General features: G+C 43.3%; 20 protein-coding genes, 1 other RNA gene and 1 pseudogene. 16 read left to right on the top strand and 6 right to left on the bottom strand.

The genetic code is table 11. The features are described from left to right. From E2K52_RS03740 to E2K52_RS03730, 3 genes and pseudogenes are all read right to left on the bottom strand, one after another. Window positions 1-127: pseudogene (locus tag E2K52_RS03740) on the bottom strand (bile acid:sodium symporter family protein); the annotation flags it as partial. An 86-nt stretch (window positions 128-213) separates the two neighbouring features. After that, a complete protein-coding gene (locus tag E2K52_RS03735) occupies window positions 214-1,101 on the bottom strand; it encodes a bile acid:sodium symporter family protein (RefSeq protein WP_151203830.1) in 888 nt (295 codons plus the stop codon). Window positions 1,102-1,247: 146 nt separating this feature from the next. After that, entirely contained in the window at window positions 1,248-1,649 is a 402-nt protein-coding gene (locus E2K52_RS03730) for a hypothetical protein (protein ID WP_151203829.1), read from the bottom strand. A 252-nt stretch (window positions 1,650-1,901) separates the two neighbouring features. Here E2K52_RS03730 and mnmG point away from each other — a divergent pair, with 252 nt between their 5' ends. The 3 genes from mnmG to E2K52_RS03715 all read left to right on the top strand — a co-directional run bounded on the left by mnmG (window position 1,902) and on the right by E2K52_RS03715 (window position 5,835). Next, window positions 1,902-3,782, top strand: a complete 1,881-nt coding sequence (gene mnmG, locus E2K52_RS03725; protein ID WP_151203827.1) for a tRNA uridine-5-carboxymethylaminomethyl(34) synthesis enzyme MnmG — start codon at window positions 1,902-1,904, stop codon at window positions 3,780-3,782. Between the two features lie 310 nt (window positions 3,783-4,092). Further along, complete coding sequence (mhpT, locus tag E2K52_RS03720; RefSeq protein WP_151203832.1) at window positions 4,093-5,304, top strand: 3-(3-hydroxy-phenyl)propionate transporter MhpT; 1,212 nt, start codon at window positions 4,093-4,095, stop codon at window positions 5,302-5,304. Between the two features lie 204 nt (window positions 5,305-5,508). Beyond that, window positions 5,509-5,835, top strand: a complete 327-nt coding sequence (locus tag E2K52_RS03715) for a hypothetical protein (RefSeq protein ID WP_151203825.1) — start codon at window positions 5,509-5,511, stop codon at window positions 5,833-5,835. Between the two features lie 311 nt (window positions 5,836-6,146). Here E2K52_RS03715 and glnG read toward each other — a convergent pair whose 3' ends face one another. Together glnG and glnL are read right to left on the bottom strand one after the other, a co-directional pair. After that, a complete protein-coding gene (glnG, locus tag E2K52_RS03710) occupies window positions 6,147-7,622 on the bottom strand; it encodes a nitrogen regulation protein NR(I) (RefSeq protein ID WP_151203823.1) in 1,476 nt (491 codons plus the stop codon). Then, window positions 7,609-8,718 carry a nitrogen regulation protein NR(II) gene (gene glnL, locus E2K52_RS03705; protein WP_151203821.1) on the bottom strand — a complete coding sequence of 370 codons (1,110 nt, stop codon included), beginning with the start codon at window positions 8,716-8,718 and terminating at the stop codon, window positions 7,609-7,611. Before glnL ends, glnG begins: the two co-directional genes overlap by 14 nt. 348 nt (window positions 8,719-9,066) lie before the next feature. Here glnL and rimO point away from each other — a divergent pair, with 348 nt between their 5' ends. The 12 genes from rimO to lpxA all read left to right on the top strand — a co-directional run bounded on the left by rimO (window position 9,067) and on the right by lpxA (window position 21,514). After that, a complete protein-coding gene (gene rimO, locus E2K52_RS03700) occupies window positions 9,067-10,410 on the top strand; it encodes a 30S ribosomal protein S12 methylthiotransferase RimO (protein ID WP_151203819.1) in 1,344 nt (447 codons plus the stop codon). Window positions 10,411-10,457: 47 nt separating this feature from the next. Next, a complete protein-coding gene (pyrH, locus tag E2K52_RS03695) occupies window positions 10,458-11,186 on the top strand; it encodes a UMP kinase (RefSeq protein WP_151203817.1) in 729 nt (242 codons plus the stop codon). 77 nt (window positions 11,187-11,263) lie between these two features. Next, window positions 11,264-11,818, top strand: coding sequence for a ribosome recycling factor (gene frr / locus E2K52_RS03690; protein WP_151203815.1), 555 nt, complete (start codon window positions 11,264-11,266; stop codon window positions 11,816-11,818). A 7-nt stretch (window positions 11,819-11,825) separates the two neighbouring features. After that, on the top strand, window positions 11,826-12,578 hold the full coding sequence (gene uppS, locus E2K52_RS03685; RefSeq protein WP_151203813.1) for a polyprenyl diphosphate synthase: 753 nt from the start codon (window positions 11,826-11,828) through the stop codon (window positions 12,576-12,578). A gap of 2 nt (window positions 12,579-12,580) precedes the next feature. Further along, window positions 12,581-13,405: a phosphatidate cytidylyltransferase gene (locus E2K52_RS03680; protein WP_151203811.1), complete on the top strand. Its 825-nt coding sequence runs from the start codon at window positions 12,581-12,583 to the stop codon at window positions 13,403-13,405. Then, window positions 13,406-14,602 carry a 1-deoxy-D-xylulose-5-phosphate reductoisomerase gene (gene ispC, locus E2K52_RS03675; RefSeq protein ID WP_151203809.1) on the top strand — a complete coding sequence of 399 codons (1,197 nt, stop codon included), beginning with the start codon at window positions 13,406-13,408 and terminating at the stop codon, window positions 14,600-14,602. 3 nt (window positions 14,603-14,605) lie between these two features. Further along, window positions 14,606-15,961 (top strand): RIP metalloprotease RseP, encoded by a 1,356-nt coding sequence (gene rseP, locus E2K52_RS03670; RefSeq protein WP_151203807.1) that lies wholly within the window; start codon window positions 14,606-14,608, stop codon window positions 15,959-15,961. Between the two features lie 39 nt (window positions 15,962-16,000). Then, complete coding sequence (gene bamA / locus E2K52_RS03665; RefSeq protein WP_151203805.1) at window positions 16,001-18,586, top strand: outer membrane protein assembly factor BamA; 2,586 nt, start codon at window positions 16,001-16,003, stop codon at window positions 18,584-18,586. A gap of 79 nt (window positions 18,587-18,665) precedes the next feature. After that, window positions 18,666-19,163, top strand: coding sequence for an OmpH family outer membrane protein (locus tag E2K52_RS03660; protein WP_151203803.1), 498 nt, complete (start codon window positions 18,666-18,668; stop codon window positions 19,161-19,163). Between the two features lie 4 nt (window positions 19,164-19,167). After that, the gene (gene lpxD / locus E2K52_RS03655; RefSeq protein WP_151203801.1) at window positions 19,168-20,238 is read left to right on the top strand and encodes a UDP-3-O-(3-hydroxymyristoyl)glucosamine N-acyltransferase; all 1,071 of its coding nucleotides are present in this window, start codon (window positions 19,168-19,170) and stop codon (window positions 20,236-20,238) included. A gap of 5 nt (window positions 20,239-20,243) precedes the next feature. Next, the gene (fabZ, locus tag E2K52_RS03650) at window positions 20,244-20,729 is read left to right on the top strand and encodes a 3-hydroxyacyl-ACP dehydratase FabZ (protein ID WP_373688392.1); all 486 of its coding nucleotides are present in this window, start codon (window positions 20,244-20,246) and stop codon (window positions 20,727-20,729) included. Beyond that, window positions 20,726-21,514, top strand: coding sequence for an acyl-ACP--UDP-N-acetylglucosamine O-acyltransferase (gene lpxA, locus E2K52_RS03645; RefSeq protein ID WP_151203796.1), 789 nt, complete (start codon window positions 20,726-20,728; stop codon window positions 21,512-21,514). The genes fabZ and lpxA overlap by 4 nt, the downstream gene beginning before the upstream one ends. 57 nt (window positions 21,515-21,571) lie before the next feature. Here lpxA and E2K52_RS03640 read toward each other — a convergent pair whose 3' ends face one another. Beyond that, window positions 21,572-22,354, bottom strand: coding sequence for a YbgF trimerization domain-containing protein (locus E2K52_RS03640; protein WP_151203794.1), 783 nt, complete (start codon window positions 22,352-22,354; stop codon window positions 21,572-21,574). Between the two features lie 297 nt (window positions 22,355-22,651). Between E2K52_RS03640 and ffs the strand changes: the two genes are divergently transcribed. After that, window positions 22,652-22,748, top strand: an RNA gene (gene ffs, locus E2K52_RS03635) — signal recognition particle sRNA small type. Window positions 22,749-22,822 lie beyond the last annotated feature (74 nt).

The raw sequence follows: 22,822 nt of genomic DNA, 5'->3' as shown, positions 1-22,822 counted from the left end.
CGACCAGCACGGCTTTGGGATGCTGGGTCACGCGTGCAAAATCTTTGGGCGTGAGCTCCAGCCCCAAACCCACCATAATAATCGCCAGAGCGAGGGGTAAAAATATAGTAATAATGCCAGAATCCATCTGCATACTCCTTGGTAAAATTATTCTAATCGTTTTGATTTACTTTGAAAAAAGCATACAGCTTAAATCTGGTCATGCCAAGAAAATTACAAATTGGGTAAGTGACGGTTAGGTCTATAATTTACTTTTTGACGACTGATCATCCAGCCAAAAATCGTGGCAAAAACATACATTACAATACTGTAAATTCCGGCCGGGATAGCAATCGTGACATTGTCTAAAACCGAAATAGCAATGGTCATGGCAATGGCCGTGTTATGAATGCCGATTTCAAAAGTGCAGGCCCGCACCATCCTTTCCGGAATCTTCATCATTAAGGGAAGACAATAACCGATAAACAGGCTGGAAAAACAGAGTAATACTGTCGCGGTACCGACGCTGGCAAAATATTCAATCAGGTTGAAACGTTCCCTAAAAATGGCAAAGGTAAATAAAATGCATAAAAAACTCACAGAGAGCAGGCGCATCGTGTGGTGCGCACTGATCGACAGTTGAGGGAGTTTGGCCCGTACCAGCATGCCGATCATGACCGGAATAATTGTAATCAGAAAAACCTGCATAATTTTTTCAGGTGGTAAGCTGATACTGCTTTGATCAGCAAGAAAATAATGTAATGACAGATTAATAATAAAGGGTAAAGTAAAGAGGGAGATAACAGTATTGAAAGCAGTTAAAGTGATATTAAGTGCAACATCCCCCTTATTTAAATAACTGAACAAATTCGCTGTAGGGCCGCCAGGGGACGCTGACAGGAGCATCAACCCGACTGCCAGCAGAGGAGGCAAGTTTAAAACCAGACAAATCAGAAATGCCAGGCTGGTTAAAATCACCAGTTGAGAAAACAAGGCAATAAAAATTACTTTTGGATAGCGAAGTACCTTAAGAAAGTCTTTGAAGGTCAGTTCCAGTCCCAGCCCCATCATCATAATTGCCAGAGTGATTGGCAAAAATAAACTAAAAAACCCCGAGTCCATGAAGTTTCCTTCTTATTATTCATTTTTTAAGTGTTTTGAAGTTTATCTTAGCTATACAAATAAGCAACAAAAAAATAAAAAACGGACAAAACCTAGTCAGTTTGCCCGTTTGAGTTGAATTTAAATTAAGCTGTTACTCGGGCAGCTTACATCCCTCTCTGAGTGGTTGCAGGCATCGTTTGATTTTGTTGCATCATATTGTTCTGAGGATGAGGAACGGTAAAACCTAAGGCACATTTGCCACGCATTTCAGTACCGTTAATGGTGACTGAGGTTACATTGCCTGTACTACAAGCATTATATAGTTCCGGTTCATCGCCTCTTAAAGAACTGGTGCCTGAAGATGGGAAAAATTGTGGCTCACAGGTCCCATTCCAGATAATACCGCGGTAAGCAAAGCTGACTGGTGCACCTTGTGATTTGCCTTTACAAACCTGTTGGTATTTTTGTGCATTATAAACTTTCTCGACCTTATCATTTGCTGAAGCCACAAACGGGGCGAGACATAGACTACAGAGGGCAGCGGATAGAAACAAATTCTTATTCATCTTTTATACCTTTGGTTGTAATGTCAACATAAATAGCTTAAAAAATACTCAAAATTAAGCAATGTTAATCAAGTAATTTTTTAAGCTTAAATGTTTAATTTATATATAAAGTCTGCAAGTTAAGATTACATTGCAATATTCAGCAGGACTGAAAAAGTATGGTGTGGAGATAAATTACAGGGGTTCTGTCAAATTTAGGCTGAATTTTGCTATAATACTCAGCTATCCTTTTTTATCTCTCAATATACCACTATGCATTATCCTAAAGTTTACGATGTCATTGTTATCGGTGGCGGTCACGCAGGTACGGAAGCGGCCCTGGCTGCGGCGCGTATGGGGCGACAGACTTTACTCTTGACTCATAATATTGAGACTTTAGGGCAGATGAGCTGTAATCCGGCAATTGGTGGTATTGGTAAGTCGCATCTGGTGCGTGAAGTTGATGCCTTGGGCGGCGCAATGGCGCTGGCTGCTGATAAAGGTGGTATTCAATTTCGTATTTTAAACTCACGTAAAGGTGCAGCAGTACGTGCCACACGTGCGCAAGCGGATCGTGTACGCTACAAGGCTGCAATTCGTGAGACTTTGGAAAACCAGGCGAATCTGGATATTTTCCAGCAAGCTGCAGATGACCTGATTGTTGAAGGCGATACTGTCAAAGGCGTCGTGACCCAAATGGGCATTCGCTTTGATGCCAAAACTGTGGTGCTGACTGCGGGTACATTCCTGGGTGGCATCATCCATGTCGGTCTGGAAAAGTCGAGTGGTGGCCGTGCGGGTGATCCACCTTCTATTTCCCTGGCACATCGTTTACGTGAGCTGCAACTCCCTGTAGGGCGCTTAAAGACCGGAACACCACCACGTATTGATGCGCGCTCAGTTGACTTCTCAGTCATGACAGCACAGCCGGGCGATTTTCCGTCACCGACCATGTCGTTCATGGGAGATGCTTCAATGCATCCTGAACAGGTAAATTGCTGGATTACGCATACAAATGAAAGAACCCATGAGATTATCCGTGGTGGTTTAGACCGCTCTCCAATGTATACCGGTGTGATCGAGGGAGTTGGTCCACGTTACTGTCCTTCTATTGAAGATAAGATTCACCGCTTTGCGGACAAAGATTCGCATCAGGTGTTTCTGGAACCAGAAGGACTGGATACGCACGAGCTTTATCCAAACGGTATTTCAACGTCATTGCCATTTGATGTTCAGTTTGAGTTGGTGCGTTCAATCCGTGGTATGGAGAATGCGCATATTCTTCGTCCAGGTTATGCAATTGAATATGATTATTTTAATCCGCAAGCCTTGAAGTTTACGCTTGAAACCAAAGCGATCAATAACCTGTATTTTGCTGGTCAAATTAACGGTACTACCGGTTATGAAGAAGCGGGGGCGCAAGGTCTGCTTGCAGGCTTGAACGCTGCACGTCGTGCCTGGGACCAGGAGCAGTGGACCCCGAAACGTGATGAAGCGTATATGGGAGTCCTGGTGGATGACCTGATTACTTTGGGAACCAAAGAACCGTATCGTATGTTCACTTCACGTGCAGAGTACCGTTTGATGCTGCGCGAAGACAATGCGGATCAGCGCTTAACGCCAATTGGCCGTGAACTTGGTCTGGTAGATGATGAGCGCTGGGCAGCGTATTGTGAAAAAATGGAAGCTGTCGAGAGTGAAACAGGGCGTTTGCAAGATCTATGGGCAGCCCCAAATAACCCGATGGGTAAAAAATTCGTAGAGATGACAGGTGCAGATCTTTCCAAAGAATGTTCTGCGATTGATCTGCTGAAACGTCCGAATATTACTTTTGCACAAATCGCAGAACTTACTGGCTCTGAAGTATCACAGCAGGTTGGTGATCAGATCGAGATTGCGGTGAAATACGCAGGTTATATCAACCGTCAGCATCAAGATGTGGCACAAATGAAGCGTCTTGAGGAAACCAGAATTCCTGCAGACTTTGATTATGATGCCGTCTCGGGCCTTTCCCGTGAAATTACTCTGAAACTGAAGGATGTGGGTCCTGAAACGTTAGGTCAGGCGAGCCGTATTCCGGGAGTGACACCTGCAGCAGTGCAGTTGGTGATGATTACGATTCGTAAGAATGCCCAAACCAAGAAGTCTGCTTAATCGTTTGAATTAAAAAGGCCCGCTAAATGCGGGCTTTTTTATTGAATCGGGAAGATGATCATTTAAAATGATGATTCTATAGTTATAAGTTACTAATTTTATAAATTATTGATAAGTATAAGTTTAATATTTTTGCTTATTTGGTGTTTCTCCTGTTGTTATTGATTTTAGATCTTATTCTTCTTAAATAAGCTCAGGACTCGAGCATAAATCCTACTATTGTAGTGGTGTTTATTTAGCTCGATTCGCTGAACAATTCAATAGTAGGCTAAATATAGACAGAGCCTTTTATTGAAGGAGATCAATCATGATGTTGGCGCCAAAGGAGAAAACACAAAAACTCCTGGTGATTTTTTTGTGTTTTTGGGTCGCATTTTTTGAAGGCTTTGACTTGCAGGCACCTGGAATTGCTGCAAAAGGAATTGCAGAAACATTTGTATTAGGTCAGGTGCAGATGGGCTATGTGTTCAGTCTGGGTGTTTTCGGCATGCTCTTCGGGGCTTTTTTTGGTGGCCGTATTGCCGACTATCTGGGACAAAAACGTGTCTTGATGTTATCTGTGGCAGTTTTTGGAATATTCTTCGCACTTACCGCGATTGCGCCGAGTGTTGAGATTTTATATGTAGCACGGTTCCTAACCGGACTGGGTTTAGGTGCGGCGATGCCCACCATGATTTCTGTAGTGGGAGATGAAGCGACAGAAGCCAACCGCGGCAAGTTAAATAGTCTGATGTACTGCGGTTTGCCTGTAGGAGCGATTTTTGTAGCGGGTCTGGCTATCTGCTTTCAAGATATCAGCTGGCAAACCCTGTTTCTGATTGGCGGCTTGACACCTTTGCTCCTGCTTCCATTTATGGCTTTTATTCTGAAGGATAAACCGCGTACGGTTCAGTTCAAGCAAGCCGGGCAGCAGGATGTTGCTGTACCGGCCATGACAGATGTACTTTTTAAAGAGCAGCGCTATAAACGTACTGTGCCGCTATGGTTTGGCTTTTTCTTTACCTTGATGATTAACTATATTCTGATTAGCTGGTTACCGAACTTGTTGATGGAACAAGGTTTATCCAAGCAGGAAGCTTTTAGTATCATGCTGATCTTTCAGGTGGGAGCGGTGATTGGTACCTTAGGTCTGGGTTATTTGCTAGATCGCTTAAAGCTGTGGCAAGTCGCGATGATTATTTATGTTGGTCTGGCGATTGCATTGATCCTGCTCTTTAGCAGTCAGGTGATTCCATTGCTGATCTTGGCAGGACTGATGGGTGGGATTTTCTCAACCGGTGGACAATCAATTCTGTATGGTATTTCCCCGATATTCTATACTGGTTCAGGTAAGGTCACAGGGGTGGGTACCGCAATCTCGCTTGGACGTTTGGGTGCGATGACTGGGCCATTGCTGTCTGGTAAGATCTTGGCTTTAGGTTTGGGTGCAACCGGTATTTTGTGGGCAAGTTTGCCAGCAGTCGTGATTTCTGCTGTGGCTGTAACCGCGCTATCTCGCTATAAGATACAAGATAAATCCTGATTTAAGACGGTTTTTCTGAAAAAAGAAGGCTAATCATCTCATGCCAGTCATTGAAGTACTGACTGGCATTTTTTATATTTGAAGTTTGAGTGCCATTTACTGATCGTCATTAAACTAGGGTTGCTGTGATGGAAATGGTATCGGGTTGTTATTCGGCTACTATTTTTTGCTAAGATAGGCTCAGATAAGATTTGAATATGAAAGATGAGCTATCAATTAATTCAGCTGGATATTGCAGCGACTGATAATATTGCCTGTCCACATTGTCAGCAGAACATTATTAACTGGCAAGAAGAGCAGTATATCCAGCCTTGCGAACATACCTTATTTATCGCCATGGATATTGGTTTTGAATATATTACCGATGAATTTGAACAGACCATGCTGCGTTCGGTGGATGATCTGCACGCCAATGATGATCTGGTCAATATGTTTGCCGAGATTAGTGTAAGTCGTTATCCAGACTATCTGATTTTAAAATCAGATCTGGGGATAGAGGGATATTCCCGCTATATCGGTATTGCTCCCTGATTCTTTAAAAATCAGATTAATAAAAAAGCGCCCAATTAGTTGGCGCTTTTTTAGGGCTAAGTTTAGGGTCTATTGATATTTCGTCTATGCTTGCGACACTAGAGATCTATCTCGCAAGATTTTTTTAGTTGATATAAGGCAAGAGACAAGAGATTTAGTCATTCTAAGTGAATGACTCATAATGAGATAACAAAAAACATATTCGTCTTCTTGCACAGTGAACATAGCGATGGTTTTTCCTTTCTTTTATGCCTCATCTGCCCAGTTTTAACTTGCAGCGCAATCCATTTATGAAATACACACCTGAATAACTAGGTTTCAGCTTCTTCTTCAACATCGTCATCGGCACTGTCCATTCCAAGTTCTTTAAGTTTGCGGGTGAGAGTGTTGCGTCCCCAGCCTAGCAGTTCTGCGGCATGACGTTTACGGCCACGGGTTTGTTGCAGGGCTGCATTAATCAGAGTGCGTTCAAACATCGGGGTGGCCACATCCAGTAATTTCATTTCGCCATTTTTGAGTTTTTGAATAGCCCACTGGCCGAGTAATTCATCCCATTGAGGAGCTGCAATCTGATTTGGGGTTGGAATTAGAGCGCTTGCATCCTGCTGCTGGATGGGAATCTGTTTTAACTCTGGTGGCAGGTCTTGAGGATAGATCTCACGACCGGTAATCATGACGGTGAGCCAGCGACAGGTGTTTTCCAGTTGACGCACGTTCCCTTGCCAAGGTAGCTTTTGCATATATTCCTGAGTTTCTGGGCGCAAGATTTTAGGGTTAACGCCTAACTCTTTGCCAGCAAGTGCCAAAAAGTGTTGTGCCAGCATTGGAATATCTTCACTGCGATGAGCCAGTTTCGGAATATGAATTCGAATGACATTCAGGCGATGATATAAGTCTTCGCGGAAACGTCCATCCTGTACCAGTTTTTCCAGATCCTGATGGGTGGCTGCGACAATACGGACATCGACTTTAACCGGAATATGACCACCGACACGGTAAAACTCGCCATCGGCCAGAACACGCAGTAGGCGGGTCTGGGTCTCAAAAGGCATATCGCCAATTTCATCTAAAAATAAGGTACCCCCATTGGCCTGTTCAAAACGGCCTTGACGTTGTGTATTTGCTCCGGTAAAAGCTCCCTTTTCGTGACCAAACAATTCGGTTTCGATCAAGTCTTTGGGAATCGCGGCCATATTCAGGGCAATGAAGGGTTTGTTACTGCGCGGCGAATGACGATGCAGGGCATGAGCGACCAGTTCTTTACCGGTACCGGATTCACCATTAATTAATACCGTAATATGCGACTGGGATAAACGGCCAATGGCACGGAAGACTTCCTGCATCGCCGGTGATTCGCCAATAATTTCTGTAGATTGAATAGCTGGTGCTGTTCTGGCAGATTCCTGCTGCTGTAATTTATTCAGATGTAAAATTGCACGATTGACCAAAGCCAGTGCTTCATCAATATCAAACGGTTTTGGCAGATATTCAAAAGCGCCGGTCTGATAACTGGATACTGCCGATTCCAGATCAGAGTGCGCCGTCATAATAATGACAGGCAGGTCAGGATACTTATGTTTGACTTTGCTTAAAAAAGTCAGGCCATCAATACCGGGCATGCGGATATCGGTTAAAATTACGTCAGGCGCATTACTATTTAACTGGTCGAGAGCCGATTGTGCTTCTTCAAAGCTGGTGACATCAAAGCCTTCTTCCTTGAAGGTTTTTTCCAGCACCCAGCGCATGGTCCGATCATCATCAATGATCCATATTTTATTGTGTGGCATGGTCTGACTCCCAAGGTAAATATAAGCTAAATATGGTTTTTCCGGGTGCGGAATGACAGGCAATGATGCCGTTGTGCTGATGGATAATATTTTGAGCAATACTGAGGCCAAGTCCGGTGCCTTTGGCACGGCTGGTAACGAGCGGATAAAAGATCGATTCCAGAATATCTTCCGGAACACCAGGGCCATTATCTTCAATATCAATACGGATCACCGAACGGTGCAGCGTACCGTTAATCGTGATCAGGCGCTGAATCCGGGTTCTTAAAATCAGCTCAGGCTGATGCTCGATGAAAAAATCTTTATTTTCCGTTATAGCTTGAATGGCGTTGGCACAGATATTCAGCATGACCTGAATCAATTGATCACGGTCTGCCAGAACTTCAGGCAAAGAAAGGTCATAATCACGAATGATCTTAATTTTTTTCTTGGTCTGGTTTACGATCAGCGCGCGGACACGTTCAAGTGGTTCATGTACATTCACCATTTGATAACTCGGCAACTGGCGTGAACCGAGCATGGTATCGGCCAGATTTCTAAGCCGATCTACCTCACTGATAATAATGTCAGTAAATTCTTTATATTGCGGATCATTCAGGCTGCGGGCCAAGAGCTGGGTCGCACCACGAATTCCTCCCAGCGGATTCTTGATTTCATGGGCAACTCCACGAATGAGCAGGCGGGCAACCTGATGCTGCTGACTAAAGTTTTCTTCACGGGAGATTTTCAGCATACGGTCACGCTGATTTAGCTCAATCAGCAGAAGTGGGTGATAGTCCTTGCCAGCATTTAAGAGTGACACCATATAGTCCACATGAATGTCTTTAAAGTTGACATTTAGCGTGGCTTCACGGCGTGTATAAGGTTGAGCTGTTCTCAAGGTATTGAGCAGTGCTTCTTCAGTATTAAACTCATCGGTGGGTACATGCAGGATATTCATGACTGGTGTGCCGTATGCGCGTAATAAACTGATATCAAATAAGGCTTCGCAGGCCGAGTTGAGATAAAAGATATTTAGATCACGGTCTACCAGCAAAATAGCGGTGGTCATATTGTCCACCAAAACACGATAGTCAATCGAATTAGGCTGATCCATTAGCAGTCGTTTCCCTGTTTTAAAATGGCGCAATGGCATCTTCATAAAGCCCAATAAAAAATTTAAAAGTTCAAGAGTTAGGCGGATTAAGCAAGATGTACGCCAACTTTACAACTCTATAAAATCCGGCTGAAAATGCACGAAATACGCGATAAGCACATCAATAAATCCAGGTATAACGGATTAAATTCAGCCTGTAAACTAAAAATGATTCATTTTGGTGCATTGTTATTTGTGTTGGTTATTTTATAGCGTTATTTTGGTGCGTGATGCAAAGAGTCAGCTTTTCAACTATTTTTATGATTAGAAAAGTCATACAATACGCGCATTCTAGTGGAGCGCAGATTCATGAAATCCCCCAAAGTCGGTTTTGTTTCTTTAGGTTGTCCTAAGGCATTGGTAGATTCCGAACGAATTTTAACTCAGTTAAAGACTGAAGGTTATGATGTCGCATCGGATTATGACGGTGCTGATTTAGTTGTTGTAAATACTTGTGGTTTTATTGAATCTGCAGTACAAGAGTCTTTAGATGCAATCGGTGAGGCGATGAACGCGAATGGTCGTGTCATCGTAACAGGTTGTCTGGGTAAAGACGAAGACAAAATTCGTCAAATGCATCCGAATGTCCTGAAAGTGACAGGTGCAGCAGCCTATGAAGAAGTAATGGATGCGGTTCATCAATATGTGCCTGAACCACCAAAACACAATCCATTTATTGATCTGGTGCCTGAGCAGGGTATCCGCTTAACTCCTAAACATTATGCATACTTAAAAATATCGGAAGGGTGTAACCATCGTTGTACCTTCTGTATTATTCCGAGCATGCGTGGTGATCTGGTCTCCCGTCCTGTCGGTTCCGTACTTGAAGAAGCAGCAGCACTCAAACGCGCCGGTGTTAAAGAAGTACTCGTGATTTCTCAAGATACTTCGGCTTATGGCGTCGATACCAAATATAAGCTGGATTTCTGGAACGGTCAGCCGGTTAAAACCAAATTCTATGACATGTGCGAAGCTTTAGGTCAGCTTGGCATCTGGGTGCGTCTGCACTATGTCTATCCTTATCCGCACGTCGATGCAGTCATTGATCTGATGGCCCAAGGTAAAATTCTGCCTTATCTGGATATTCCATTCCAGCATGCCAGCCCGCGTATCTTAAAGCTGATGAAACGTCCGGCGCACAGTGAAAACACACTGGAGCGCTTAAAACTCTGGCGTGAAAAATGTCCGGAGCTGGTGATTCGCTCTACCTTTGTGGTCGGTTTCCCGGGTGAAACTGAAGAAGACTTCCAGATATTACTGGAATGGCTCAAAGAAGCACAGCTGGACCGTGTAGGCTGCTTTACCTATTCACCGGTTGAAGGTGCAACGGCCAATGATTTGCCGGATCATGTGCCGGAAGAAATCAAGCAGGAGCGTTATGAACGTTTCATGCAGGTACAGCAGGAAATTTCCGCGGCAAAATTACAAAAGCGTATTGGTCAGACCATGACTGTGCTGGTTGATGACCTGGAAGATGAATTCCCGGTTGCAGTTGCACGCTCTTATGCCGACGCCCCTGAAATTGATGGCAATGTCTTTGTAGAAGATATTGATAAAAACAGGATTAAGGCGGGTGATGTGCTCGAGGTTGAAATTACAGATGCAGACGAATATGACCTGTTTGCCAAGCTGATTTCGATCAAGTCTGCTTAAGATTTTGAATTAAAAATATTTTGAATTGAATACTTTGGAGTTGGAAGATGTTGGATTCTAAAAAACCTCGATTTGGTCGTATCCTGTTAAAGCTTTCTGGTGAAGCACTGGCAGGGAATAAAGACATGGGGATTGATGCCCAGATCCTGGATCAGATGTCTTTATCGATTGCCCATTTGGTTGGTTTGGGTGTTCAAGTCGGTATCGTGGTCGGTGGTGGTAACCTGTATCGTGGTAGCCAGCTACAAAAAGACGGTCTGGTCGGTCGGGTAACAGGCGATCAAATGGGAATGCTGGCAACTGTAATGAACGGTCTGGCCCTGCGTGATGCCTTGGTGCGCCGTAATATCAAAACACGCTTACTGTCAGCTTTACCAATTGGGACAGTTGTAGAATCTTATTCTAGCCGTGATGCTATCCGTCACCTGACACGCGGTGAAGTGTGTGTATTTGTTGCCGGTACAGGAAACCCATTCTTTACTACGGATACAGCAGCTTGCTTACGCGGTATTGAAATTGAAGCGAATCTGATTCTTAAAGCCACTAAAGTTGATGGTGTTTATAATAAAGATCCAAGCAAGTATGAAGATGCAGTAAAATACAATACATTGACCTTCGATCAGGTACTGGATGAAAAGCTGGGTGTGATGGATTTGACCGCCATTTGTCTATGCCGTGATCACAATGTGCCGCTACAAGTCTTCGATATGAACAAGTCTGGTGCTTTATTGTCCGTTGTGATGGGTGAAAATGAGGGCACTCACGTCACGAATTAATGACGTGAGTCCTGAAGCCATTTATACTAGCCGCTAATTTAGCATTTATCTCTTTAGAATTAAGTAAGGAAGATCATATGATTAACGATCTTAAAAAAGACGCAGAAGAGCGTATGAACAAGTCACTTGACTCATTGGAAAATGGTTTTGCAAAAGTTCGTACAGGTCGTGCACATCCATCTATTTTAAACGGTGTTATGGTTCCTTACTATGGCTCTGATGTGCCATTAAATCAGGTTGCTAACGTAGGTGTTGAAGACTCGCGTACTTTACTGGTTCAGCCATTTGAGCGTTCAATGGTATCTGCAATTGATAAAGCGATTCGTGAATCAGACCTGGGTCTGAACCCGATTACGGCAGATGCAATCCGTGTACCTATGGCCGCTTTAACCGAAGAAACACGTCGTGACATGCAAAAAGTGGCACGTAACGAAGCTGAAAATGCCAAAGTTGCAATCCGCAACATCCGCCGTGATGTATTGGGTGATATTAAAGCCTTATTAAAAGAGAAAGAGATTTCTGAAGATGATGAGCGCCGTGCATCTGACGACATCCAGAAAATTACAGATAAATTTGTTGCTGAAGTAGATAAACGCTTGGCTGCGAAAGAAGCTGAATTGATGAAGGTTTAATTCATCAATGACCACTGCTGAAGAAAACCCCCATCTTCCAAAACATGTTGCCATCATTATGGATGGCAACAATCGTTTTGCCAAAAAAAATCAGATGCAGAAAGGTGATGGACACCGTGAAGGAAAAACGGTTCTGGATCCGATTGTAGAACATTGTAAAAAAAGAAATATTCAGGCGCTGACTGTCTTTGCATTTTCCAGCGAAAACTGGAATCGTCCTCAATATGAAGTTGAATTGCTGATGAATCTGCTGCTAGATACGATTCATGAGCAATTGCCTCGCATGGAAAAGTTCAATATTGCACTGCGTTTTATAGGAGATCGCTCGCGTTTATCTCCTGAACTGCAATCACTAATGTTGCATGCTGAACAAAGGACTGCTAATTTCAACAGTATGACACTTACCATTGCCATCAGTTATGGCGGTATGTGGGATATGGCACACGCTGCGAAGCAGATTGCTGCAGATGTTTTAACAAATAAATTAAATCTTGATGCAATTGATGCTGATGTCTTTGGTCAATATGTCTGTTTAGGTGATTTGCCTGCTGTGGATTTGCTGATTCGTACAGGTGGAGATTTCCGTCTGTCTAATTTCCTGCTCTGGCAGGCGGCTTATGCAGAGCTATATTTTACTGAAACTTTATGGCCTGAGTTTACTGTAGAAGAATTTGATGATGCGCTGGCTGTATTTGGTGGGCGTGAGCGTCGTTTCGGCAAAACATCAGAACAGATTTGTCAGGAAAAACTTGAGAACTAAACATGTTTGAGCGGATTATAACCGCATTGGTGTTGGTAGCCGTAGTGATCAGCTGCATGTTTGCTACCAAATCACATTATCCAATGTTTGCCTTAATGGTTGTGGCTGCTGGGGTTGCAGGCTATGAGTGGTTTAAGCTCATGCCGCGAAAATCTAAAAATGTAATCAAGCCGGTGGGATGGGGTTATGGTCTGATGACCGCAGCCTTATCTGCACTGGCCTTATATTACTGGGATGTTGCCTTATTATTATGGGCTGCTTCGATCATGACCTGGCTGCTCAGCATCTACTGGGTGAAATCCTATCCTGATTACGACGGCTGGTACAATGTCAGTCTGCAAGGTCTTGGTATTATTTTAATTTCAGCAGCTGTAACGGCAATCTTCTCGGTTTGGCAAAATTCACCTTGGTGGTTGATGTACCTATTCCTGCTGGTGTGGGGTGCAGATAGCGGGGCGTATTTTGTAGGGCGTAAATTTGGCAAGAAAAAGCTTGCGCCGAATGTCAGCCCGAACAAGTCTGTCGAAGGGCTATATGGCGGTATTGTGACTTCAATGCTGATCGTAATCGCCGTGGCTTCCTTATATCTGGAAATGACTTGGGCCGAACTCAGCCTATTTCTGATTTTATCTATCGTAACCGTCTTTAGTTCGGTCTTGGGTGATCTGTTTGAATCCATGATCAAGCGTCGTGCCGGAATCAAGGATTCTGGTCGTATTCTGCCCGGTCATGGCGGTGTGCTGGACCGGATTGATTCTTTGCTGGCTGCAGCTCCAATTTTTGCAACTGGTATCTATATCTTAAAACTTATTGGCGTAAATTTATAAATGTCACAAGCTGTTTGTATACTGGGTGCTACAGGTTCCATTGGTCAAAGTACTTTAAAGATTCTGCAGCAGCACTCTGAAGCTTACTCGGTTTTCGCTGTGACAGCGCAAAGTCGTATGATTGAACTGGCTGAAATCTGCCAGCAGTATCACCCCAAAGTTGCTGTGGTGCCTTCTGAAAAGGTAGATGAGCTTGCCCATCTGCTTGAGCAGCAGGGATTGTCTGATATCGAGATTTTGCAGGATGAGGCCGGTTTAATTGCAGTTGCCGAACATCCTGAGGTGGATATCGTGATGGCGGCAATTGTTGGTGCAGCAGGTTTGTTGCCGACATTGGCAGCAGTAAAAGCAGCTAAACGCGTTCTACTGGCCAATAAAGAAGCCTTGGTGATGTCCGGTGATATCATGATGCAGGCTGCGCGTCAGCATGGTGCCTTATTGCTGCCTGTAGACTCTGAGCATAATGCCATTTTCCAGTGTCTGCCGCAAAACTACTTTGAGGCAGAGCGCAATGGCCAGCCGAAACTCGGCGTACAGCAGATTCTACTGACCGCCTCAGGCGGCCCATTTTTAAATCATAGTCTGGAAGAGCTTGAGCAGGTGACACCTGTGCAGGCCTGTAAACATCCTAACTGGTCCATGGGGCAAAAAATTTCGGTAGATTCAGCGACTTTAATGAATAAAGGGCTGGAATTGATCGAAGCCTGCCATTTATTTGCAGTTGAAGAACAATTTGTTACAGTCGTTGTGCATCCACAGAGTATTATTCATTCCATGGTGCAATATGTAGATGGATCGACTTTGGCACAAATGGGCAATCCGGATATGGGAACGCCAATTGCACATGCTTTGGCATGGCCTGAGCGAATCAGTACCCATATCGCACCATTAGATCTATTTATACATTCACAGCTGAATTTTCAGGAGCCGGATGTGGAACGTTTTCCTGCATTAAAGCTGGCCCGCCAAGCTATGCAGAGCGGCGGAATTGCACCGACGATTTTAAATGCAGCCAATGAGATTGCTGTGGCTGCCTTCTTGAATCAAGAGATTAGATTTACCCAAATTCCTCAGGTGGTTGAAAGTGTCCTGAACCAGATGGATAATCAGCCTGCATATGATCTGGAAACTATTTTGCAGGCAGATCAGACCGCACGAGGTTTGTCACAGCAATTTGTGGTGAATAAAGGAAGTTAAGAGATGAACGCCTTGTTTATTATTGCCGCTGCAATCCTGTTACTCGGTCCCTTAATTGCGATTCACGAGTTTGGTCACTACATTGTGGCACGTAAACTGGGCGTTAAAGTGTTGGTTTACTCGATTGGTTTTGGCCCGACTCTGATCAAATGGACCTCCAAAAAATCAGGTATCCAGTATCAGCTCTCTGCTTTGCCTTTAGGTGGGTATGTGAAGATGCTGGATGAACGTGAAGGCAATGTCGCGGAAGAAGACTTACCCAAAGCCTTTAACCGTCAGCATCCCTGGAAGCGTATCGCGATTGTGGCTGCTGGTCCTTTAATCAATCTGGTGCTGGCTGTGGTTCTCTTCTGGATATTGTTTTTACCTGCTCAGGAACAGCTAAATACCCGGGTCGGCAAGATTATTCCCGATACGCCTGCCGCTACTGTACATATGCAGCAAGGGGATAAAATTGTTGCGATAGACGGAACGAAGGTCGAAACCTGGGAAAAGCTCAGCTATGCGCTGGTCGATCGTGTCGGTGAAACTGGCAATATCAGTATTCAGGCTGAGCGGTCAGGTGAAACTAAAACTTTTCAGCTCCCTATTAAGGATTTTCTCAAAGATCAGTCTCAATCTCCCTTAGAAGAGCTAGGCTTCTTGCCTTATCGCCCGCAAGTTCCAGCAGTGGTCTCCAAGCTGACCGCCGATGGTGCGGCCATCCGTCAAGGGATGCAGGAGGGTGACCGTATCTTGGCCATTAATGGCACCTCGATGAAAGACTGGTACGATGTGGTGCAAGTGGTTCAGGCCTCTCCGGAAAAACTGCTCAAGATAGAAGTATTGCGGGATAAACAGGTGGTACAGCTTGAAGTTATGCCACAAGGAAAGCGTGACAATATGGGCAATGTCACTGGTATGCTTGGCGTACAGGGTGATCCGGGTAAAATTACCATTCCCGCAGAATATAAACAGACCATTCATTATAACCCGGCCGAAGCACTGGTCATGGCTTTTGATAAAACCGCACAGCTTTCCTCCATGATTGTAAACTCGATTGTGAAGATGATCCGTGGAATGATCGGTTTGGATAACCTCTCTGGCCCAATTACCATTGCCAAGGTAGCCGGACAAAGTGCAGAAATGGGTTGGGAAACTTTTATTTCCTTTATGGCGCTAATGAGTGTAAGTTTAGGAATATTAAACTTATTGCCCATTCCAATGCTTGATGGAGGACATCTGGTTTACTATTTTATTGAATTAATTCGTGGTAAACCTGTTTCTGAACAAATACAATTGGTTGGATTTAAAATTGGTATGGTACTGCTCGGCAGTATGATGCTTCTGGCATTATTTAATGACTTTATGCGTTTATAAGAACGTAAATGAAATAAATTAACAGCGGAAAAGACTGGCATGCAGCACACACATTTATTTATGCCTTTGGCACTCGTTAGTGCAATGGCAGCAGCACAACAAGTATATGCAGTAGATGAATTCATTGTACAAGATATAAAATTTGATGGATTAGTACGTTTAACTCCTGAAAATCTGTATAGCTTGGTGCCGGTCAACAGTGGTGACCGTGTGAATGATCCTGTGATTGCCAATGCAATTCGTAGCCTGTTTGCATCAGGGTTATTTGATGATATCAAAGCCGTTCAGCAGGGAAATACTCTGGTTTTCCAGGTGGTAGAGCGTCCGGTTATTTCAAAGATTGAGCTCAAAGGCAACAAGTTGATTCCAAAAGAAGCACTTGAAGAAGGCCTGAAAAAAATGGGCTTGGCTGAAGGTGAGGTGCTGAGAAAATCTGCGCTGCAAACAGTGGAATCCGAGCTTGAGCAGCAATATATGCAGCAAGGCCGTTATGATGCCGATATTAAGGTAACCACCACTGCACGACCAAATAACCGGGTTGAATTACTGATTGACTTTGTAGAAGGCAAAGCCGCTAAAGTTTTTGATATTAATATCATCGGGAATACGGTATTTAAAGAATCCGAGATTAAGCAGGCTTTTGCGGTCAAGGAAAGTGGTTGGAGTTCAGTGGTTTCGCGTAATGACCGCTATGCACGTGAAAAGATGGCTGCGAGTCTGGAAGCCTTGCGTGCGATGTATCTGAACCGTGGTTACATCAACTTTAATATCGCCAACTCCAGCCTGAACCTGAGTGAAGATAAAAAAAATGTGTTCATTGAAGTTTCAGTCGATGAAGGTGAGCAGTTTAAATTTGGCCAAACCAAGTTCTTGGGTGATGCGCTTTATCAGCCTGAAGAGTTAAAAGCTTTACAGCTGTATAAAGAAAGTGAAGTGTATTCACAGGAAAAAGTAAATGCAGTCAAGCAGTTGTTGCTACGTAAATATGGTAATGCTGGTTATTACTATGCTGAAGTGAATGTGGTTCCTCAGATTAATGAAGAAACCAAGCAAGTTGATTTGAATTATTATATTAATCCAGGTCAACAGATTACCGTACGACGTATTAACTTTACAGGTAACTCCAAGACCGCAGACGAAGTATTGCGTCGTGAAATGCGCCAAATGGAAGGGGCACTGGCCAGTAATGAAAAGATTGATCTATCAAAGGTTCGTCTGGAACGCACCGGTTTCTTTAAGAGTGTAGATGTTAAACCTGTACGTATTCCGGGTTCACCTGATCAGGTTGATCTGAATATTGCAGTAGAAGAGCAGCATTCGGGAACCAGTACACTGGCAGTTGGTTTCTCGCAAAGTGGTGGTGTGACCTTCCAGGCTGGCTTAAGTCAAACCAACTTCTTGGGTACAGGGAATAGCGTCTCTATAGACCTGTCCCGTTCTGAAACTCAAGATTATTATAACTTGAGCGTGATGGATCCGTATTTCACCATTGATGGCGTACGTCGTGGTTATAATCTTTACTATCGTAAAACCAAACTAGATGATGATTATAACGTCAATAACTATGTGACTGACAGTTTTGGTGGTGGGATCAATTTTGGTTATCCAATTGATGAAAACCAAAGTGTAAGTTTGGGCCTGAATATTGACCAGACTGAAGTCACGACTGGTCCCTATGTCTCGACCTATGTTCGGGATTATTTGTTAGCGAATGGTGGTAAAGCTAAAGGCGAAGGTAAGTATTGTTCGAGCGATAACCTAAAATCACAATGGGAGATTGATTTAGCAGCTGATCCTGATCTGGAAAAACCTTCTAATCCACCAGAAGGTTATTTTGATCGTCTTTGCCGAGATGGTAATAATCAAGATATTGGTTTTACCTCATTTGATGATGAGTTTGGTGGAGAATTCCTGACTTATAATTTAAATCTAGGTTGGTCATATAACACTTTAAACCGTCCAGTCTTCCCAACTACGGGAATGTCACATCGAGTCAATGCAGAAATTGCATTACCGGGCAGTGATGTGGAATATCAAAAAGTATCTTATGATGCACAAGCACTCTTCCCATTGGGTAAAGACTTTGTGCTGCGCGGTTACGGTAAGCTGGGCTATGGTAATGACCTGCCATTCTATAAGAACTTCTATGCTGGTGGTTATGGCTCAGTGCGTGGTTATGAGAACAGTACGCTTGGACCTAAATACCCTGGTGTAACTTATAACGAATCACACAAACGAGATTATGATCCAGAAGAAGTGGGTGGTAATGCGCTAATTCAGTTTGGTGCTGAGTTGGTATTGCCTGTGCCGTTTAAAGGGGATTGGGCACGTCAGGTGCGTCCAGTACTGTTTGCTGAAGGTGCTCAAGTATTTGATACTCAGTGTGATGTACCATCAGGTAAGCTGTATTTGACTGGTAAAATGGATGATCCTGGTGTAGATGCAAAACAATACTGTAAAGACAACTTCGGCTTTGATAGTGGCAATATGCGCTATAGCGTTGGTGCAGGCTTTACCTGGATTACCATGATTGGCCCATTATCACTCAGCTATGCTTATCCACTTAACGATAAGCCAGGTGATGATACCCAGAATGTACAGTTTGAAATTGGACGTACATTCTAAATTATTTATCCATGAAGAATATAAAATTTGCTCATGAGGTTGTGGCCTTGTGAGCAAATTTTTTGAAAGAGTAAAAACTATGAACAAAATAATGATGACAATGAGCCTGGTTTTAGCAACATTCGCGCCTTTGACTCAAGCAGCCGGGATTGGTGTAATTGATCTGGAGCGTGTGGTTGAAAATAGTACTTATTTAAAGCAGGAAAATACTGCATTCCAGCAAAAAATTCAGCCTCAAACCACCAAGATTGACCAGTTAAGTAAAGAGCTTGAGGCTTTACAGCAGCGAGCGCAGGCAAATAACAAAATCAGTGATGCTGAAAAGCAGAAAATGTCAGCTCAATATCAGGCTAAACTTCAGGAATTGGCTCAGCTTCAGCAAACCGTTCAAGGCAGTGTACAAAGCTCCATTCAGCAAATCCGGACAGTTTTTGATGGACGTGTGAAACAGATTGCAGAGCAATTGCGTAAAGAAAACAACCTAGATGTGGTTTTAAATAAAAATTCCACGCTTACTTATGACGCCAAGTATGATTTAACTGATAAAATGATTCAAAAGGTTAATGCAATTAAATAAATCAATGAATCATCAACAGCTTCAGTTAGCTGATCTTGCTCGCCTGGTTCAAGGCGAGTGTGTAGGTCAGGCAGATTTGCATTTGAGAGGTTTGGCCAGTCTTGAACATGCAACCTCACAAGATTTGGCATTCGTTAATGCAGACAAATATCTAGAGCAGGCCAATCACAGTCAGGCGGGTGCGCTCATTGTCACTGCTGAACTGAAACAGCAATGCACTTCACAGCAAAACTTTATTGTGGTGGATAATCCTTATCTGGCTTTTGCCATCCTGACGCATGTTTTTGAAAAAAAACATAGCATGACTGGAATTGAAAGTACTGCACAAATTCATCCTTCAGCAATAATTGCCGACGATGCCTATATTGGTCACTATGCAGTGATTGGTGAGCATTGTGTGGTGGGTGCAAATACGATTGTTCAAGCACATACATATCTTGATGATGCTGTGGAAATCGGTCAGGACTGTTTTATTGATGCACATGTGACCCTAACTGGCGAAGCTAAAATTGGTAACCGTGTCCGTATTCATGCCAATACGGTGATTGGTAGTGAAGGTTTTGGTTTTGCGCCTTACCAAGGGAAATGGCACAGGATCGCCCAGTTAGGTTCTGTTCGCATCGCTGATGACGTCAGGATTGGGTCGAACTGTAGTGTAGATCGTGGTGCTTTGGATGATACGATTCTGGAACAAGGTGTTATTATTGATAACCTTGTGCAAATCGCGCATAACGTTAAAATAGGTGCCAATACCGCTATTGCTGCGAAAACTGCTGTTGCAGGAAGTGTTTCAATTGGCAAAAACTGTATCATTGGTGGTGGTACCGCAATTTCTGGGCACTTAAATATTGCTGATAATGTGACTTTGACTGGAATGTCAATGGTGACAAATAATATTTCTGAAGATGGAAAATATTCTTCGGGGATTGGATTGTTTGAAAATCAGAAATGGAAACGCACAGTGGTTCGCCTCAGACAATTAGCAGATGTGCCATTGACCCAGTTGGTTAAACGATTGGATCATATGCAATCTCAAATTGAGTCCATTGAATCAACATTAAAGTTGCGTAAATAATTATGATGACAGAGTCGAATTTGCCTACATTGACGAAGCCTGAATTACCAATGAATATTCAAAAAATTCGTGAATATTTGCCCCATCGTTATCCATTTTTACTGGTTGATCGTGTAGTCGATATTACTGAAAATGGTATTGTTGGTTATAAGAACGTCTCGATTAATGAAGAGTTTTTGCAAGGTCATTTTCCGAATTATCCGATCATGCCGGGCGTGCTGATTGTTGAAGCATTGGCTCAGATTTCTGGAATTTTGGGTTTTGTCATGAATAACGAAGTTCCAAGTGAAGGTTCTTTGTTCCTGTTTGCTGGCGCTGAGAAGGTCAGATTTAAAAAACAAGTGGTTGCTGGTGATCAATTGGTTTTAAAAGCTGAATTAGTGATGCAAAAGCGAGGCATTTACAAATATAATTGTATTGCCACTGTAGATGGCGTCGTCGCAACAACCGCGGAAATTATGGTTTCGCATCAAAAAGTCGAGCAGGCATGAGCAATAATCCCCTTATTCACCCAACTGCCATTATTGACTCATCAGCAGTAATTGCTGCTGATGTGCAAATTGGTCCATATTGTATTATTGGACCGAATGTCACTATTGGCGCGGGTAGCAAACTTCATTCACATGTTGTGGTGGGTGGCTATACGCGTATGGGTGAATATAATGAAATTTTTCAGTTCGCCAGTGTGGGCGAAGTTTGTCAGGATCTCAAATATGCAGGTGAAGAAACCTGGCTAGAAATTGGTGATCACAACAAGATTCGTGAACATTGCAGTTTGCATCGTGGTACGGTTCAGGATCAGGGCATTACTAAAGTGGGTAGTCATAACCTGCTGATGGTGAATACGCATATTGCCCATGACTGTAGGGTGGGCGATCATAATATCTTTGCAAATAATGTCGGTGTAGCTGGCCATGTGCATGTAGGTGATTATGTTGTGGTTGGAGGTAACTCCGGAATTCATCAATTCTGCAAAATTGATTCATATAGCATGATTGGCGGTGCTTCACTCATTCTCAAAGATGTGCCAGCGTATGTAATGGTGTCTGGAAATCCTGCACATGCATTTGCCATGAATGTGGAAGGGATGCGTCGTAAGGGTTGGTCCAAGAATGTGGTCAATGGCTTACGTGAAGCTTTCAAGCTCATTTATAAATCGGGTCTGACCACTCAGGAAGCGCTTGAAAAAATTCGTAGTGAGATTTTACCAGAAGTGCCTGAAGCGCAGCGTCTAATTGACTCTCTGGAGCAATCAAAACGCGGAATCATACGCTAAAGCATTTTTTATAAAAAAGACACCTTGAGAGTGTCTTTTTTATTTTCTAAACAGCCTTTATTTAAAATACTGCGCTTCTTCCGATTGTGGATACTGACTTAATAGCTGTTTTTTATACTGCATCGCTACATCAGGCTTGTGTTCTACATCCTTGCTAATGCTATAAAGCTGATACAAGGCACGTGGTGCACGCGATGATTTGGGAAAGCGTTCTGTAACTACCGTATAATTACGCTTGGCTTCTGCAAAATTGGGTGGATCAATGGCCAGATTAAACTCAGCCAGCCAGAAGTGCGCATTGCTGATATACACGCTATTGGGATTGTTCTTGATAAAATTCTGCATTGGTGCGATTGCTTTAGCAGCACCGCCATTTTTATAAGCATCCAGTGCAATGGTATAAGCGGCTTTTTCCTGCTCATTAGCTTGTGTGCTGCTGGTGTTTGCTGCTGGTGTTGAACTCAAACTGGGAGAAGTATCCTGTTGATTATCCTCCGTTGGTGCATCCTGTGTCGGTTCTATTTTTTGCTGTAATAATTCCAGACGCTGATCTAAGTCGGCATAACGGTTGGTCAATTCGCTTTTAAGACGTTCAATCTCGTTTTCCTGCTCTTCCATTTTTCCGCGCAAGCTACGCAAATCATTTTCAAGCTGCTGGTTTTTTTGCATGATTTGCCAGCTGGTATTGGTCTGTACAGGCGTATCTGAGCTGGTAGAAATAGCGGCTTGTGCTGCAGGATTGTTGGATTGGCTTAATCCGCGTGATTCTATTGGAATGGCGGCAAGCAGGGGCGTTGTAAAGAGTGCAGTCAAAGCACACAATGCCGTTTTCTTAAACATTCTATAATTTCCATAATTCTTGGCGAGACCTAGGCTCGCTACACAGTTATATCAACAAGAAGATCTGCTCTCTATTATCCACATTAAAAACGGCATTTTTAGAAATTGCAACAAGGTTTTACAAAGATTCAGTTAATTTTGCTGTTCATGAACTGAATATGAAGATTAATCAAAAAGCGCTAAAATATCCAGACTGTTTCTAAAGTAATCAATCGGATAGCTTGTGAGCTAGTTTTAAATGTAAGTACTTGCAACTTCCTTAAAAATCTTTATACTCTGTTCCTGCAATGGTAGCCCTGCCGGTTACTTCGCAATTGCACTCTATGAACCCCGCCAGGACCGGAAGGTAGCAACGGTAATAGAACTGTGATGTGCCGAAGCTTTGCTGGTAGGGTTGCCACCATATATTTAATTATAAAAATTATACATATTCGCAATCTCATTTATCCGATTAGATTTAAGCTCTTC

Origin of the sequence: Acinetobacter sp. RF14B (assembly GCF_006864105.1) — a bacterium.
Taxonomy (GTDB): domain Bacteria; phylum Pseudomonadota; class Gammaproteobacteria; order Pseudomonadales; family Moraxellaceae; genus Acinetobacter; species Acinetobacter lwoffii_C.
The sequence above is the reverse complement of the archived record's forward strand: the minus strand, read 5'-3'. Positions and strand labels throughout refer to the sequence as shown.